General features: G+C 68.0%; 15 protein-coding genes. 6 read left to right on the top strand and 9 right to left on the bottom strand.

The window, feature by feature from the left end; genetic code table 11:
• The first annotated feature begins 175 nt into the window (after nt 1–175).
• The gene (locus AC6I21_RS09390) at nt 176–943 is read left to right on the top strand and encodes an HAD-IIB family hydrolase (protein WP_497762270.1); all 768 of its coding nucleotides are present in this window, start codon (nt 176–178) and stop codon (nt 941–943) included.
• Between the two features lie 43 nt (nt 944–986).
• Here AC6I21_RS09390 and AC6I21_RS09395 read toward each other — a convergent pair whose 3' ends face one another.
• Nucleotides 987–1,586: a TetR/AcrR family transcriptional regulator C-terminal domain-containing protein gene (locus tag AC6I21_RS09395; RefSeq protein WP_497762271.1), complete on the bottom strand. Its 600-nt coding sequence runs from the start codon at nt 1,584–1,586 to the stop codon at nt 987–989.
• Nucleotides 1,587–1,641: 55 nt separating this feature from the next.
• On the opposite strand from AC6I21_RS09395, the gene AC6I21_RS09400 reads away from it, so the two are divergent.
• Nucleotides 1,642–2,865 (top strand): beta-ketoacyl-[acyl-carrier-protein] synthase family protein, encoded by a 1,224-nt coding sequence (locus AC6I21_RS09400; RefSeq protein ID WP_497762272.1) that lies wholly within the window; start codon nt 1,642–1,644, stop codon nt 2,863–2,865.
• A 213-nt stretch (nt 2,866–3,078) separates the two neighbouring features.
• Here the strand turns inward: AC6I21_RS09400 and acnA are convergent, their stop codons facing one another.
• The 3 genes from acnA to AC6I21_RS09415 form a co-directional block, all read right to left on the bottom strand.
• The gene (gene acnA / locus AC6I21_RS09405; RefSeq protein WP_138177966.1) at nt 3,079–5,787 is read right to left on the bottom strand and encodes an aconitate hydratase AcnA; all 2,709 of its coding nucleotides are present in this window, start codon (nt 5,785–5,787) and stop codon (nt 3,079–3,081) included.
• 189 nt (nt 5,788–5,976) lie between these two features.
• Entirely contained in the window at nt 5,977–7,296 is a 1,320-nt protein-coding gene (locus AC6I21_RS09410; RefSeq protein WP_497762273.1) for a class I SAM-dependent RNA methyltransferase, read from the bottom strand.
• A 51-nt stretch (nt 7,297–7,347) separates the two neighbouring features.
• Complete coding sequence (locus tag AC6I21_RS09415) at nt 7,348–9,327, bottom strand: APC family permease (RefSeq protein ID WP_138926426.1); 1,980 nt, start codon at nt 9,325–9,327, stop codon at nt 7,348–7,350.
• A gap of 159 nt (nt 9,328–9,486) precedes the next feature.
• Between AC6I21_RS09415 and AC6I21_RS09420 the strand changes: the two genes are divergently transcribed.
• Complete coding sequence (locus tag AC6I21_RS09420) at nt 9,487–10,161, top strand: potassium channel family protein (RefSeq protein ID WP_054821578.1); 675 nt, start codon at nt 9,487–9,489, stop codon at nt 10,159–10,161.
• A 15-nt stretch (nt 10,162–10,176) separates the two neighbouring features.
• Nucleotides 10,177–10,842: a potassium channel family protein gene (locus AC6I21_RS09425; RefSeq protein ID WP_138177971.1), complete on the top strand. Its 666-nt coding sequence runs from the start codon at nt 10,177–10,179 to the stop codon at nt 10,840–10,842.
• A 9-nt stretch (nt 10,843–10,851) separates the two neighbouring features.
• Here the strand turns inward: AC6I21_RS09425 and AC6I21_RS09430 are convergent, their stop codons facing one another.
• From AC6I21_RS09430 to dut, 4 genes are read right to left on the bottom strand one after another with little or no spacing between them, the layout of a single operon-like run.
• Nucleotides 10,852–11,562: a DUF3159 domain-containing protein gene (locus AC6I21_RS09430; protein ID WP_421013842.1), complete on the bottom strand. Its 711-nt coding sequence runs from the start codon at nt 11,560–11,562 to the stop codon at nt 10,852–10,854.
• A gap of 38 nt (nt 11,563–11,600) precedes the next feature.
• A complete protein-coding gene (locus AC6I21_RS09435; RefSeq protein ID WP_346922715.1) occupies nt 11,601–11,972 on the bottom strand; it encodes a hypothetical protein in 372 nt (123 codons plus the stop codon).
• Nucleotides 11,973–11,990: 18 nt separating this feature from the next.
• Nucleotides 11,991–12,743 (bottom strand): DUF3710 domain-containing protein, encoded by a 753-nt coding sequence (locus tag AC6I21_RS09440; RefSeq protein WP_497762274.1) that lies wholly within the window; start codon nt 12,741–12,743, stop codon nt 11,991–11,993.
• Nucleotides 12,744–12,781: 38 nt separating this feature from the next.
• Complete coding sequence (gene dut, locus AC6I21_RS09445; protein WP_346922717.1) at nt 12,782–13,240, bottom strand: dUTP diphosphatase; 459 nt, start codon at nt 13,238–13,240, stop codon at nt 12,782–12,784.
• 212 nt (nt 13,241–13,452) lie between these two features.
• Between dut and AC6I21_RS09450 the strand changes: the two genes are divergently transcribed.
• Complete coding sequence (locus tag AC6I21_RS09450) at nt 13,453–14,022, top strand: DUF3093 domain-containing protein (RefSeq protein WP_138177981.1); 570 nt, start codon at nt 13,453–13,455, stop codon at nt 14,020–14,022.
• A 135-nt stretch (nt 14,023–14,157) separates the two neighbouring features.
• Here AC6I21_RS09450 and AC6I21_RS09455 read toward each other — a convergent pair whose 3' ends face one another.
• Nucleotides 14,158–14,460, bottom strand: a complete 303-nt coding sequence (locus AC6I21_RS09455) for a DUF4193 domain-containing protein (protein WP_138926430.1) — start codon at nt 14,458–14,460, stop codon at nt 14,158–14,160.
• Nucleotides 14,461–14,697: 237 nt separating this feature from the next.
• Here AC6I21_RS09455 and sepH point away from each other — a divergent pair, with 237 nt between their 5' ends.
• A complete protein-coding gene (gene sepH / locus AC6I21_RS09460) occupies nt 14,698–15,750 on the top strand; it encodes a septation protein SepH (RefSeq protein WP_343832735.1) in 1,053 nt (350 codons plus the stop codon).
• The last annotated feature ends 2 nt before the right edge of the window (nt 15,751–15,752 follow it).

Below are 15,752 nucleotides of genomic sequence, written 5' to 3' on the forward strand. Positions count from 1 at the left end.
CATCCCCTTTACATTCTCGCCCATAACGGACACTACCAGTCCGTGCGGCAGCAATTCCGCGCGAAAGCAAAAGTATAGCCGCGCACCGACCTGTTCCATTATCCGCCACGGCGCGGCCGCACGCGAATCAGCGGGCCATGAAGTGGGCTACCCTCGGCTCTTTTAGAATGGGTGGATGAGCAGCGCTGCCCCCAGCATGGTTTTCGATTTGGACGGCACCCTGTGCTTTGACGGCGTCAGTGTTGCCGCGCCGATCGTCCGCGCCATTGACAGGGTCATCGCCGCGGGACGGCCGGTGGCATTTGCCTCGGCCCGTCCCATTCGGGACATGCTGCCCCTGTTGCCGGCGGCCTGGCATGGGCACCTGTTGATCGGGGCCAACGGGGCCCTGGTGCGACACGGACGGCAGGGTGCGGCCCGGAGCTTTGGCGAAGTGGACCGCCGCGAACTGGATGCGATCATTGAGCGGCACCAGCTGGCCTACTTGATCGACTCCCCATGGGACTACAGCTATACCGGCCCGGCCGGACACCGGTTGCGCCGACAGGTGGATCCGGGCGGGCTGGCGCGTAACCTGCCGCGACGGCACCTGAAGCGGTACTGCAAGGTCCTGCTGTTCAGCGACGCACCGCAAGTGCTTGACTGCCTCTCGTGCCTGCAGCTGGTGGCGCACCGGCATACTGGGCAGGGGTTGATCGACCTCTCCCCCGGGCGCACGACGAAGGCCGAGGCCGCCGCGCAGTGGCTTGCCGGGCCGTTCGTGGCCTTCGGAAATGACGCGAACGATGCCCAGCTGTTCACGGCCGCCCGATTCTCGGTGTGCGTCGGCTCGCACCCGGTAGCGGGGCTTGCAGACCTGGTGATCGCCGAGCAGCAGGTCTCCTCCACCATCACTGCCGTGCATGAACGCCTGCTCGCCGAGGCCAGCACCCCCTTGCGCTAGGACCAGCACCGGTTCCCCCGCGGCAGGAGCCGTGGCCGCGGCGCTAGTTGCGGTCGATGCTCACCATGGCCGCCACGTCCAGGTCCGAGGGCACCCCCTGGAAGCCGGCCTGGCTGAGCAGCACGGCGCCGAACACGGTGCTCCAGAAGGTGCGCACTTCCTTTTCCACGGACTTGGGCATGTGCCAGGCCTTGTCCTCCAGCACCGTCTCCACATAGCGGGTGGACTGGCGGAAGAGGACCTTCATGCCGGCCACCAGGCTCGGCTGCACGGACGTGTTCGCCCGACCCATGCCCAGCGCGGTGACCACCATCGGGGTGGAGGGCACGGCCAGTGCGGTGCGGGCTAGGGCGGTCACAAATGACTGCGGACTGGAGGCCCGCCGGGAGAGGGACCGCAGGCGTGCCGAATCCCGCAGCAGCAGCGAGAACGCGGCGTCCACGTAGAGCCCGTCCTTGGACCCGAAATGGTGGGTGATCTGGTTCGGGTAGACCCCGGCGTGGGTGGCGATGCGCGAGACGGTGACGTCCTCGGGGGCGAAGCGGGCGAAGAGCTCTACGGCGCTGGCCCGGATCCGGGAGCGGGTCACCGAACCGCGCACCTGCTTGCCCGTATGACTGCTGACTCGCTGCGGCTGACTCATGGGTATAGTCTAGACAAACCAATAAGACTTGTTTCCCATACAAGAAGGATGATTCATGGCCAATGTTGTGGTTTCCGGATATGGTGCGATCACCCCACTGGGCCGCGGAGCCCAGCAGTTGTGGGAGGGGCTGAACGCCCAGGAATCGGGCATCGGCACCCTGGAGGATGAACGCTTCAGCGCCGCCGGACTGGGCACTGCGGTGGCCGCGGCGGTCACCGTGGACATGGAACAGCTGCTGGGCCGGCCGAAGTCACGCCGACTGGACCGGTCCCAGCAGTTCGCCCTGCTCGCCGCGCAGGAGGCCTGGGAAGACGCCGGCCTGGATGAGGTCGACCCCGAACGCCTGGCGGTGGTCATCGGCACCGGCATCGGCGGGCTGACCACGCTGCTGGCCCAGGAAGAGGTGCTGCACAATTCCGGGCCGCGGCGGGTCTCCCCGCGCACCGTGCCGATGCTGATGGCCAATGCCGCCAGCGCGCAGGTGGCCATGGCCTACGGTGCCAAGGCCGGGACCTATACCCCGGTCAGCGCCTGCGCCGCCGGGGCGGAGGCCGTGGCGAGCGCTGCCCGGCTGATCGCCTCCGGGGAAGCGGACGTGGTGATCGCCGGGGGCGCGGAGGCAGCGGTCGCCCCGCTCACCGTCGCCGCCTTCGGCCAGGCCCAGGCACTGGCCAAGCCCGATGAGCGTCCGGCCGCCGAGCTTTCCCGGCCGTTCTCCGCGGACCGGGCCGGCTTTGTGCTCGGCGAGGGCGCCGGGGTGGTGATCCTGGAATCCGAGCAGCACGCCGCCGCGCGCCAGGCCCGAGTGCGGGCCCGGCTGACCGGGTGGGGCATCACCTCGGACGCGTACCACATCACGGCCTCGGACCCCACCGGGGCCGGCCAGGTGCGCGCCATGCGCCGGGCCATTGCGCATGCCGGGATCCAGCCCGCCCAGGTGGGACACGTCAACGCGCACGCCACGGCCACCAGCGTGGGGGATTTGAGCGAGTCCGGGGCCATCAATGAGGTCTTCGGCCACGCTCCGGTGGTGACCGCGCCGAAGGGCGCCATCGGCCACCTGGTCGGCGCCGCCGGCGCAGTGGAGGCCATCATCACCATTCAGGCCCTGGAGGAGCAGCAGGTGCCGCCGACCCGCAACGTGGGCAGAATGGATGAGCAGATCCAGCTGGACGTGGTCACCGGTGCCCCGCGGGCGGTGCACCTGGAGCATGCGATCACCAACTCCTTCGGCTTCGGCGGGCAGAACGTGAGCCTCTTGTTCTCCGCGAACTAGCCGGTTCCCCGAGGACACCGAGGGCTCCGGGGTCGGCACCGTGAAGGTGCCGGCCACGGGGCCCTGGCCTTTCTCCCCCCGCCCGGACCGGCCGCGCCAGCAGGCTCAAAGGGAACCGTTGGCCAGGCTTAAAGGCCCGCAGGGGCCCGAAGCCATGCGGCTTCGGGCCCCTGCGGGGTGTTCCGGTGACGGTGTGACCGTACCGCGTCCGCCTTAGTTGGCGGCAGCGATCTGGCGCAGCACGTACTGCAGGATGCCGCCGTTGCGGTAGTAGTCGGCTTCACCGGGGGTGTCGATGCGCACTACGGCGTCGAACTCGGTGACCTTGCCGTCCTCGGCGGTGGCGGTAACCTTCACGGTCTTCGGGGTCGAGCCGTTGTTCAGCTCGGTCACGCCGGAGATCGAGAAGACCTCGGTGCCGCTCAGGCCCAGCGAGTCCGCGGACTCGCCCTCGGGGAACTGCAGCGGCAGCACGCCCATGCCGATCAGGTTCGAGCGGTGGATGCGCTCGAAGGACTCGGTGATCACGGCCTTGACACCCAGCAGCGCGGTGCCCTTGGCGGCCCAGTCACGCGAGGAGCCCGAACCGTATTCCTTGCCGCCCAGGACCACCAGCGGGGTGCCGGCGGCCTTGTAGTTCTCCGCCGCGTCGTAGACGAAGGACTGCGGGGCGCCGTCCTGGGTGAAGTCGCGGGTGAAGCCACCCTCAACGCCGTCCAGCAGCTGGTTCTTGATGCGGATGTTGGCGAAGGTGCCGCGGATCATGACCTCGTGGTTGCCACGGCGCGAGCCGTAGGAGTTGAAGTCCTTGCGGTCCACGCCGTTCTCGATCAGGTAGCGGCCAGCCGGGGTGTCCGATTTGAACGAACCTGCCGGGGAGATGTGGTCGGTGGTGACCGAGTCGCCCAGCTTCAGCAGCACGCGGGCGCCCTCGATGTCCGAGACCGGTTCCGGGGTCTTGGTCATGCCCTCGAAGTATGGGGGCTTGCGCACGTAGGTGGAGTCCTCGGCCCATTCGAAGGTCGAACCCTCCGGGGTCTCCAGGGCGCGCCAGCGGTCGTCTCCGTCGAAGACGCCCTCGTAGCCCTTGGCGAACATGCCCTCGTCGATCGACGAGTCAATGATCTGCTGGACCTCGGTCGGCGAAGGCCAGATGTCCTTCAGGAACACCTCGTTGCCGTCCGCGTCCACGCCCAGGGCATCGGTTTCGAAGTCGAAGTCCATGGTGCCAGCCAGGGCGTAGGCGATGACCAGTGGCGGGGAGGCCAGGTAGTTCATCTTCACGTCCGGGTTGATGCGGCCTTCGAAGTTGCGGTTGCCGGAGAGCACCGCGGTGGCGGCCAGGTCGTTGGCGTTGATGGCCTCGGAGATCTCGGCATCCAGCGGACCGGAGTTGCCGATGCAGGTGGTGCAGCCGTAGCCGACGACGAAGAAGCCCAGCTTCTCCAGGTACGGCAGCAGGCCGGACTTCTCGTAGTACTCGGTGACGACCTTGGAGCCCGGGGCGACGGAGGTCTTGACCCACGGCTTGGACTTCAGGCCCTTGTTGGCGGCGTTGCGCGCCAGCACGGCGGCGGCCAGCATCACCGAGGGGTTCGAGGTGTTGGTGCACGAGGTGATCGAGGCGATCGAGACCAGGCCGTGGTCGATGGTGAACTTCTCACCGTTCTCGCGGGTGACCTCCACGGCGGTGGACGGACGTCCCACACCCTGGCCGTCGGTGGCATCCGAAACGTAGTTGTGGATGTCCTTGCGGAACTGTTCCTTGGCGCTGGAGAGCTCGATGCGGTCCTGCGGACGCTTCGGACCGGCGATGGAGGGAACCACGGTGGACAGGTCCAGCTCCAGGTATTCGCTGAAGCGGATCTCGCGGCTCGGATCGTGCCACATGCCCTGTTCCTTGGCGTAGGCCTCGACCAGGTCGATGTTCTCCTGGCTGCGCCCGGTCAGGCGCAGGTAGTCCAGGGTGACGTCGTCGATCGGGAACATGGCGGCGGTGGAGCCGAACTCCGGGGACATGTTGCCGATGGTGGCACGGTTGGCCAGCGGCACCTCGGCCACGCCTTCACCGTAGAATTCGACGAACTTGCCCACCACGCCGTGCTTGCGCAGCATCTCGGTGATGGTCAGCACCACGTCGGTGGCGGTGGCGCCGGCCGGGATCGAGCCGGCGAGCTTGAAGCCGACCACGCGCGGGATCAGCATGGAGACCGGCTGGCCGAGCATCGCTGCCTCGGCCTCGATGCCGCCCACGCCCCAGCCCAGCACGCCCATGCCGTTGACCATGGTGGTGTGCGAGTCGGTGCCCACACAGCTGTCCGGGTAGGCGCGCAGCACGCCGTTGACCTCACGGGTCATCACGGTGCGGGCCAGGTACTCGATGTTGACCTGGTGCACGATGCCGGTGCCCGGGGGCACGACCTTGAAGTCGTCAAACGCGGTCTGGCCCCAGCGCAGGAACTGGTAGCGCTCACCGTTGCGCTGGTATTCGATCTCCATGTTGCGCTCGATGGCGCCCTCGAAGCCGAAGGTGTCGATCTGCACGGAGTGGTCGATGACCATCTCGGCCGGAGCCAGCGGGTTCACGCGGGTGGCGTCGCCGCCCAGGTCCTCGACGGCCTCGCGCATGGTGGCCAGGTCGACGACGCAGGGCACACCGGTGAAGTCCTGCATCAGCACGCGGGCCGGGGTGAACTGGATCTCGACGTTCGGCTGGGCCGAGGGATCCCACTGGCCCAGCGCGTTGACGTGGTCCTTGGTGATGTTCGCGCCGTCTTCGGTGCGAAGCAGGTTCTCCAGCAGAACCTTCAAGCTGTAGGGAAGGCTGTCCGAGCCTTCGACCTTGTTCAGTCGGTAAATTTCGTATTCGGTTCCATTGACGTCAAGTACGCCCTTGGCACCGAAGCTGTCCACATTGCTCACTGGGACTCCTCTCGCCAGACTTCATCTTGATGCACGCGCACACTGTCATTCCAGTTAGGCGCTCCTAACTGAGATGGTCATGCTAGTTCCGCGGCAGAGCTAGTCCCAGTCTAGCCGCTTTGGCCCGTTTTTCCCCGCCGAGCACCACAAATCACGTTAATTTCACGCCCAAGCACCCGAAAGTGACGTTCAGCGGCGTTCGAAGAGCCCGATCGTTTCCATATGGTGGGTGTGCGGGTACAAATCGTGCACCTCGACGTGCCCTAATTCGTAGCCGCGGGCGGCCAACCGGGCCGTGTCCCGGGCGAAGGACGCCGGGTCGCAGGAGACGTAGCAGATCCGCGGCACGCCGCTGTTGCCCAGCTCCGCGGCGACCTTCTTGTCCACCCCGGCGCGCGGCGGATCAAGCACCACCGCATCCAGGCGTTCTGCGGCCAGCTGGCGCAGCATCCGCTCCACCCGCCCGCGGATCACCCGCGCCTGGTCCAGGGCGCGCAGGTTGCGCTTGGCGTCGCGGTGGGTGCCCGGGGCGCCCTCGATGCTGAACAGCGCCCCGGCCGGGCCCACCCGCTGGGCCAGCGGCAGCGAGAACAGCCCGGCCCCGGCATACAGGTCCGCGATGCGCTGCCCCGGGCGCGGGTCGACCAGCTCCAGCACGCGTTCGGTGAGCACGGTGGCCGCCTGCCGGTGGATCTGCCAAAACCCCTCCCCGGTCACCCGGTAGCGGTGGCCCAGCACGGTCTCGGGCAGCCAGGAGTGTCCGCGCAGCTGGTGCAGGGCACCCTGCCCGTCCGCCGCCGCCCCGGTGCCCTGGCTGAACGCGGCGACGTTCAGCGCCTCGGGCAGCTGGCGGGCCACCCGCACCGCCGCCTCCGGTTCGGCCTCTGCCAGCAGCACCAGAACGGTGGCGTCATCCGCGCTGGACACGGCCACCTCCACCCGGCTGATCCCGGAGTAGTCCACCTGGTAGATCCCGCTGTTCTCGATGCCCGGGTGGGCCAGCGGCATCTGCTCCAGCGCGGTGAGCCGGTGGCTGCGGTGCGCGCTCATCGCCAACGCGCCCTGCCCGTTCACCGCGTAGGCCATCCGGGTGCGCCAGCCCAGCCCGTCGCGCTCCCCCGGGGCCGGCTGTACGCCGGTGAAGCCGATCTGCTGCGCGTCCACGCCGGCCAGGCGCTGCAGCTGTTCGGCGAGGATCCGCCCCTTCAGCTCCCGTTGGTGGCCAAGGCTGATGTGCCCGAACTCGGCCCCGCCCACCGGGTCGTGGTGGGCCAGCGCGTCGGCCGGGTCCCAGAAGTGCGCCACCCGGTGCTCGCTGGGCTCGAGCACCTCGGTCACATCGGCCCTCCAGAACTTCGCATCCGGTTCGGCCTCGGTCAGCCGGGCCCGCACCAGTTCGCCGGGTATCGCGTGGCGCACGAAGATCACCCGGCCCTCGTGGCGGGCCACGCAGTGCCCGCCGTGGGCGATGGGCCCGATGCGCAGTTCAAGGGTGGGGGTGCTGGGCATGGTTGTCCTTTGCGGTTGCTCGTGCGGGATTCGGCCGGTGGCCGGCGGGGCTTAGCGGTGGGCGCTGGATTCCTCGGTGGTGCCGCTGGCGGAGCTGAGCAGGCGCCAGGGCACCGAGGCGACCACCACGCCCGGTTCGTGGTGCAGCCGGTTCTTCACCCGCACCGCGGTCTGGTTGTGCACCAGCTGCTCCCACCAGTGGCCGACCACGTATTCGGGGATGTATACCACGATCAGATCGCGTGGGGATTCGCGGCGGATGGAACGGATGTGGTCGATCAGCGGATCCACGATGGTGCGGTACGGGGAGGCCAGCACGGTGATCGGCACCGGGATCTGCAGCCGCTGCCAGTCGCTGAGCGTGCGCTCGGTCTTCTCGCTTTCCACATCCACCATGATCGCCTCCAGCTTGGAGGGGCGCGAGGCGCGGGCGAAGGCGATGGCCCGCAGCACCGGCTTGCGCACGGTGGAGACCATCACCAGGGCGTGCACCCGGGCCGGCAGCGCGGCCGCCTGGTGGTCCTGGCTGACCGCCAGCTCCGCATCCACCGCCCGGTAGTGGCGGTTCAGCGACTCCATGACCGCCATCAGCAGCAGGATGCCGATCACCGCCAGCCAGGCGCCGTGGGTGAAGCGGGTGACCAGCACGACCGCCAGCACCAGGGCGGAGAGCACCAGGCCCACCAGGTTCAGCAGCCGCTTGCGGTGGATCGCGGCGCGGGCGTTGCGGGAGGGGACCTGCACCAGGCGCCGGGACCAGTGCCGCAGCATCGCGGCCTGGCTGAGCGTGAAGGAGACGAACACGCCCAGCACGTAGAGCTGGATCAGGATCGTGACATCCCCGTCGAACGCGAAGATCAGCACGATCGCGGCCACCCCCAGGGAGAGGATGCCGTTGGAGAAGCCCAGCCGGTCCCCGCGGGTGCGCAGCTGGCGGGGCAGGTAGCCGTCGGTGGCCAGGTGGCTGGCCAGGTTCGGGAAGGAGTTGAACGCGTGGTTCCCGGCCATCAGCAGCACTCCGACGGTCAGCACCGCCACGCTGCCCACCCCGATCACCGAACCAAACACCGCGTCGGCCAGCTGGGTGAGCACCGGGGCCTGGGTGTACCCAGCCCCCACCGGCACCCCGTCGGCCAGCAGGTTCGCCTGCGGGTCGGCGACCACCTTCACCCCGGTGGCCCGGGCCAGCAGCAGGGTGCCGAAGGTCAGCACCCCGGAGAGCAGCCCGATCACCAGCAGGATCCGCCCGGCGTTGCGGGCCCGCGGCTTGGTCAGCGTGTGCACGTTGGAGATCGGCACCTCGATGCCGGTCAGCGCGGCCGAACCGGTGGAGAACGCGCGCAGGATCAGCAGCGCGCCGGTCAGCCCCTGCAACCCGGTGGCGAACTGGGCCTCCGGGCGGATTTCGTAGCCGGCACTCGGCGCGTCGCCCAGGTTGCCGCTCAGGGCCAGCACCGCGCCGACCGCGATCATCAGCAGCATTCCGCCGACGAACAGGTAGACCGGGATCGCCAGCGCCCAGCGTCCCTTGCCGCGCCCGCGCAGGTTGCCGAACACCAGCACCGCCACGATCGCCGCGGCCACCAGCGCCCGATGTTCCTCCAGCGCCGGGAACACCGCGCCGACGTACTGGGCGGCGGAGGTGCTGGAGACCGCCACGGTCAGCACGAAGTCCACCAGCAGCGCCGCGGCGACCGCGGTGCCCGGGCGCGGCCCCAGGTTCGCGCGCACGATCTCATAGTCCCCGCCGCCGGAGGGGTAGGCTGCCACTGACTGACGGTAGGACAGCACCAGCACCAGCAGCACCGCCAGCACCGCCAGGCCCACGGCCGGGGAGAGCAGGGTGGCGGCCACCCCGGCGGTGGCCAGGGTCAGCAGGATCTCATCGGGGGCATAGGCCAGCGAGGACAGGGCGCTGGAGGAGAAGATCGGCAGCGCGATTTTTGGCGGCAGCGGTTTGCGTTTCAACCGCTCGGTGCGAAACGGCTTGCCCACCAGCAAGCGTTTGACACCATCAAAGAATGCAGGCACGCATCAACGGTATAACAGCACGCGCGGCATGCTGAAGTCTCTGCCGCCCACACCCAGGCGGCCGGGGCAAAACGTGGCAGACTAATGCAGTGCCGGTTTTGCCCGGCACGCCCCGGGCCGGCGCCCGGGAAGGATGGCAGCGAACCTAAGGAGTATGCGATGGCCCACTTCGTGATCATGGGCTGCGGCCGGGTCGGGGCGACACTGGCCCTGACCCTGGACGCGGCCGGGCATTCGGTCACGGTCATCGACCAGAACGAGCGGGCCTTCGGCGCGTTGGGCGAGGACTTCTCCGGGGACACCGTCACCGGGGTCGGCTTTGACCGCGACACCCTGGAAGCGGCGCGCATCCGTGAGGCCTACGCCTTCGCCGCGGTCTCCAGCGGGGACAACTCCAACATCCTGGCCACCCGGGTGGCGCGCGAAACCTACAACGTGCAGCACGTGGTGGCGCGCATCTATGACCCGGGCCGCGCCGAAATCTACCAGCGCCTGGGCATCCCCACCGTCGCGGCGGTGCGCTGGAGCGCGGACCAGGTGCTGCGCCGGATCCTGCCCGAACATTCGATGCGCGGGGACTTTCGGGAATCCTCCGGCCGGCTGATGCTCACCGAGGTGGCGCTGCATGCGGACTGGTACGGCCACCAGGTCAAGTCCCTGGAGCGGGCCGCCGGGGTGCGCATCGCCTACCTGACCCGGTTCGGGGAGGGCATCATCCCGCAGAGCAACACCCGGCTGCAGGGCGGGGACCTGGTGCACGTGATGATGCGGGTGGACGAAAGCAGCGACGTGGAAAAGATCCTGGCCACCGCCCCGCGCCAGGCCCAGGACTAGAACGGAGAGCCACATATGAAGGTGATGATTGCCGGTGCCGGCTCGGTGGGTTCCTCCATCGCGCGCGAACTGCTGAACAACGGGCACCAGGTGCTGATCATTGACCGTGACCCGGATCCGGCCGAGCAGCAGGAGCTGCCTGAGGCCCGGTGGCTGCGCGGGGACGCCTGCGAGCTGGTGGTGCTGCAGCGCGCCGGGCTGGACGATTTTGACGTGGTGGTTTCGGCCACCGGTGATGACAAGGCCAACCTGGTGATCTCGCTGCTGGCCAAGAGCGAGTTCGGGGTGCGGCGCACCGTGGGGCGGGTGAACAACCCGAAGAACGAGTGGATGTTCGACGACGCGTGGGGGGTGGACGTGGCGGTCAGTACCCCGCGGCTGATGACCGCGCTGGTCGAGGAGGCCGTGGAGGTCGGGGACCTGGTGGAGCTGCTGAGCCTGAAAAGCGGGGCGGTGCACCTGGTGGAATTCACCGTGCCCCACGATTCGGCGCTGATCGGGCGCACCATGGGACGGGTCCCGTGGCCCGAGGACACCACCATGGTCTCGGTGGTGCGCGACAAGTCGCCCTTCCCACCCACCCGTGACGACGTCATCGAGGGCGGGGACGCGCTGTTCTTCTTGACCACCGAAGAAGCGCGCGAGCAGCTGCGCAAGGTGCTGCGCGAAACCCGGCGCTGAGCGCGCCGGCTAGTCCTGCTGCGCCGTGATCTGGCTGGCGGGGCGGGAAATCATCCATGCGAACCACAGACCCGCCGCGTACAGCGGCACCCCCATCACCAGGCGGCTGATGCCCAGGGCCACCACCTGGTCGGTGAAGTACAGCGGAAGCTGCACGGCCAGCCGGGCGGCGAACACCGCGGCCATGATCCAGGTGGCAATCGCGTAGCGCCGCAGCCGTGCGGGCTGCTGGCGCCAGTCGGTGCCCTCCTGGCGCAGGAACCCGTAGAGCACCCCCAGCAGCGGCCACTTGATCGCGATCGAGATCACCATTGCCAGCAGGTAGGCCCCGACAATGAAGAATCCGGGAACGTAGTAGTCCTTGGCCTCCCCGGTGCTGCGCGCGGCCAGCGCGCAGATCAGGATGCCCACCAGCCCACTGACCGACTGGGTGAGCGAGGAACGCTTGACCAGCCGGGCAATCATGAACACCGCACCCACCGCGATCGCGGCGATCAGCGCCACGTCCAGCTGCCGGGTGAGGGCGAAGAGCAGCACAAACAGGAATCCGGGGACCACGGTTTCCAGCACCCCGCGCACTCCCCCGATGCTGGCCATCACATCGATGTGCCCGGCCGCGTTTTTGCTCAGGTGCGCCGAGGATCCCAGGCGCTGTGCCAGCGACGGGTCCGGTTCACCATGGGTGCCGGGCTGCTCGGGGGAATCTGGCGTTTGGGTCATCTCACTCGCATTCAGTGTCAAAGGGGCCGCCGGGGCGGCTAGGCCTGCGGGCGTTCCTGCGGCAGGATCAGGTAGCGCGGGTTGTGCACCGTGGGAACCTGGTCCACCAGGCTCAGCATCCCCGAGTAGCGGATCTTCACCCCGGGCTTGATCCCCGGCACCCGCTTCTGGCCCATGAACAGCAGCCGCACGTGCGGGGCGGTGCGCCGACGCACCCCTGGGCGGGCCAACTGGTCCACCACGGTCGCGGTCAGCCGCGGCGCCTCCCCCGGCGGCACATGGGTCACCGACTGGATATAGCCGGTGTGTTCGATGCGGCCGCGTTCAGGCATCTGTTCCAGGTTCTGCAGGTGGCGGACCGCGGCGCTCTGCGGCAGCGCACTGACCGAAACCTGTGTCTTGCCAACCATGTCAGCGTTCCGTTCCAGCTAGCCGATCTGGGTGATTTCCGGCCCGCGTTCCGGGCGCTGCACCTCGGGCTGCCCGGCCGGGGCCTCGGCGCGGGTGGTGGCGTTGCTCGGCACGGTCAACGGCAGCAGCTCACGCGGCGGCAGCGGCCGGTCCCCGCGGTCCACCACGACCTGGCGCACCAGCTCCTCCACGGCCTTGGAGGCCTGCTCGTCGGAGATGGCCGCGCCGCCGATCACGACCCGCAGGAACCAGCGCGGCCCGTCGATGCCGATGAAGCGCAGCGCCACGTGTCCGGCCCGGCCGTCGGGCAGCTGCTGCGGCACCTTGGCCAGCAGCTCCTTGCCGTAGTCGCCGTCACGGGTGAAGATCTCCCCATTCTGGCCGGTGATGTCCTCGGCGATCTTGCTGGAGATGCCCGGCCAGAGTTCCTCGGACTTCGAACGGGCGAACGCCTGCAGCTGCACGCGCGATTCGGCCAGTTCCAGGGACAGCGAAATCACGCGTTTGGTCTGGTCCTCGATGTCCATGCGGACCTTCAGCCCGGTCATCGGCTTGATCAGCAGGGAACCGAAGTTCAGGTAGTCGTCCGGGTTGTCAATGTCCTTGATGTCGAACGGTCCGGTCACCGGCTGCGGAGTGCCGGGGGCAGCGTCCTGCGCATCGGTGCCGGGGGCAGCGTCCTGCGCGTCGGTGCCGGAGGCCGCCTGCTGGGTCGCACCGTCTTCAACCGGCTGCTGTTCCTGCTGCCGCTTCTTGCGCTTGAAAAACATCTCGTCCTTAAAACTCTTGTGGTTTACCTCTAGGGTACTTAGTTCGAGCTGAACCCGCCCGTTGAACCGAATCCGGCGGCGCCGCGCACCGTCTCATCCAGGGAATCCACGACGGTGAACTGGGCCTGTTCCACCTTCTGGATCACCAGCTGGGCGATCCGGTCCCCGCGCTGCACCTCGAAGGTCGCGTGCGGGTCGGTGTTCAGCAGGGTCACCATGATTTCCCCGCGGTAGCCGGCGTCCACGGTGCCCGGCGCGTTCAGCACGGTGATCCCGTGCTTGGCGGCCAGGCCGCTGCGCGGGTGCACCAGGCCAACGTAGCCGTGCGGGATGGCCAAGGCGATGCCGGTGGGGATCAGCGCGCGCTGCCCGGGGGCCAGCTGCACCGCTTCACGGGCGCACAGGTCCGCCCCGGCGTCCCCGTGGTGGGCGTAACCGGGGGTGGGCAGCCCATCGTCAAGCAGTTTGATGGCGATCTGCAGGCTTGGTTCACTCATGGGTGGTGTTTCGTCTTCCGTTGCATCCGGCAGTGGCTTCACTGTGCCGCGGGGCGGGCAGGAGCACTGCCTGCGGCACCTGAACAACTCTAGCGCCTCGGGCTTCGCCTGTGGTGGGCCGGGGACGGATTGCCCATAGTTCTTTACCGGCCGCCCGGCGCTGCGGGCGGGCTGGGCGGCACGCACAGGTTTCAGCGCCTAAAATGGAAGGCATGAGTATTGCGAGCTCCGGTGAGTCGACCGTGCTGTTCAACGAAAAACTGTGGCCTTCGGCCGGAACCTGGATTTGGCCGCTGCTGCTGGCCTTGACCGCGGGGGTGGCCCTGGCGCCGATCGGAGTGGCCTGGGGAATCCTGGCCGGGGTGATCGCCTTTGTGGTGATGACGGTGATCCTGATGCTGAACACCCCGCAAATCACGGTCACCGAGGATTCGGTGCGGGTGGGCCGGGCGAACATTGAACGCCAATACGTTGGCGAGGTCATCGGCTACCGCGGCCAGGAGGCCTTCGAGCAGCGCGGCCAGAAGCTGCACGGGCTGGCCTACATGAACCTGCGCGGCTGGGTGGACGCCGTGGTGAAGCTTGAGATCACCGACCCGCGCGACCAGACCCCGTACTGGCTGACCTCCACCCGCCGCCCCGAGGAGCTCACCCGCGCTCTGGGTGGTGTGATGAACGCCTACCGGCAGCCCGACGAGGTGCCCGCGGCCGAGGACGTCACCGCCGAGGACCAGGCCCAGCCGGAATCGCGCTCCAACCACGGGGACTCCCAGGGCCAGTAGCCTGTCGACGGCGATCGCCACCAGATACAGCAAGCCGCCCAGCACTTGCCCTCCCCTTGACGGGGATGCGGTGCTGGGCGGCTTCGGTGGTTAATGGGCCGGGCCCGGATCGGGCGCGCTCACGCGGGGACCGGGCTAGTCTTCACACTCGGTGCAGAACATCTGCGCGCCGTCCTGGCGGGCCAGCTGGGAGCGGTGGCGAACCATGAAGCAGGAGGCACAGGTGAACTCGTCGGCCTGCTCGGGCATGATTTCGACGCTGAGCTCCTCCTGGGTGACCTCGCCGCCGGGAAGCACGAACCCTTCGGCCAGGTCCGTTTCATCCTCGTCGATCAGGGTCGCCTGCTTCGCCGTCCGCCCGGCGTTCAGATCCGACAGCTGCCTGGCCGTCTCGGATTCCTCCTGCTTTTCGCGCGGTGCGTCGTAGTCGGTAGCCATTGAAGTATCGTTCTCTTTTCCTTGACGGATGTGCAACAACTCGTGGCGGTACACTACACCACCACTGGCACGCGTGTATAACGTCCTGGACGGCAAAAAATTCCCCGGATCCGGCCTGGAAGGGCGTTCTTCGCCCGCCAGGCCAAGGAAATCGCGCCACACCCTTGGCGGTAATAGGAATTCCGGGCGTTGAGTGGCAAAGTTTTACTCAGGAAATAAACCGTGTGGAGGGTAGTAATGCGTCAGCTGAGACTGGTAGGAATACATGAAAATGGTTCCAGCCTGCAGGTCAGCAGTGACGACGGGATGAGCTTTGAGCTGCCCGTCGACGATGCACTGCGCAGCGCCATGGCCGAAATCGCCCGCGCCCGTGCACCGCGCAACCGTGAACAGTCCTCCGACCACTCGCCGCGGGAAATCCAGGCCCGGGTACGCGCCGGCGCCTCGGCGTATGACCTGTCGGTGGAGTGGGATGTGCCGATCGAGCAGATCCTGAAGTACGAGGGCCCGGTGCTGGCCGAACGCGCCCACATTGCCGAACTGGCGCGCCGCGTGGAGGTTTCCGGTCCGCAGACCGATGCCGAGTACCGTGAGGCGTTTGGCGAGGAGCCGGCCGACCTGGGTGCCATGGTCACCCACCGGCTGGGCCAGCTGGGCATTGATGCGGAGTCGGTGCAGTGGGATTCCTGGAAGGACCCGGAGGGCCAGTGGCTGGTGACCGCCATCTTCAACTCCCCGCTGCACGAGGGCAACGTTGAGTCGCTCTCCGAGGAGAACCAGGACGACTCCCCCAACGTGGCCAAGTGGTCCTACCATCCGCAGCGGCGCACGCTGCGCAACCTGAACCGCTGGGCCCAGACCCTCAGCGAGCAGGCGGCCCCCGAATACTTCTCCACCATCACCCCGGTGGCGGTGGAATCCCCGGCCGCCGAGGCCCCCGGGGAGGCGGCTCCCACCCAGCCTGGCGACAGCGAGGAACTCGTGGAGCTGCTCAACGCCCGCCGCGGCCAGCGTTCGGGCAAGGACGAGGACTCCGATGAGCGGCTGAATGAGATCATCGACCGGAACCTGAACAACTATGGGCAGGACGATGAGGACGAGGGCCTGCCGCACCTGCCGCAGACCATTTCCACCCGCACTTCGCAGCTGACCGTGCTCACCCACGACTCGTCCAAGGACAAGCCGAAGCCCGAGCCGACGGCCGAAGAGGATGCCAACGCCCGCAAGTCCAAGCGTTCCTCCGTGCCCAGCTGGGATGACATCATGTTCGGGCGGCGCAAGAAGGACTAGGG

It is taken from the genome of Glutamicibacter sp. St.4D3 (genome assembly GCF_059728615.1).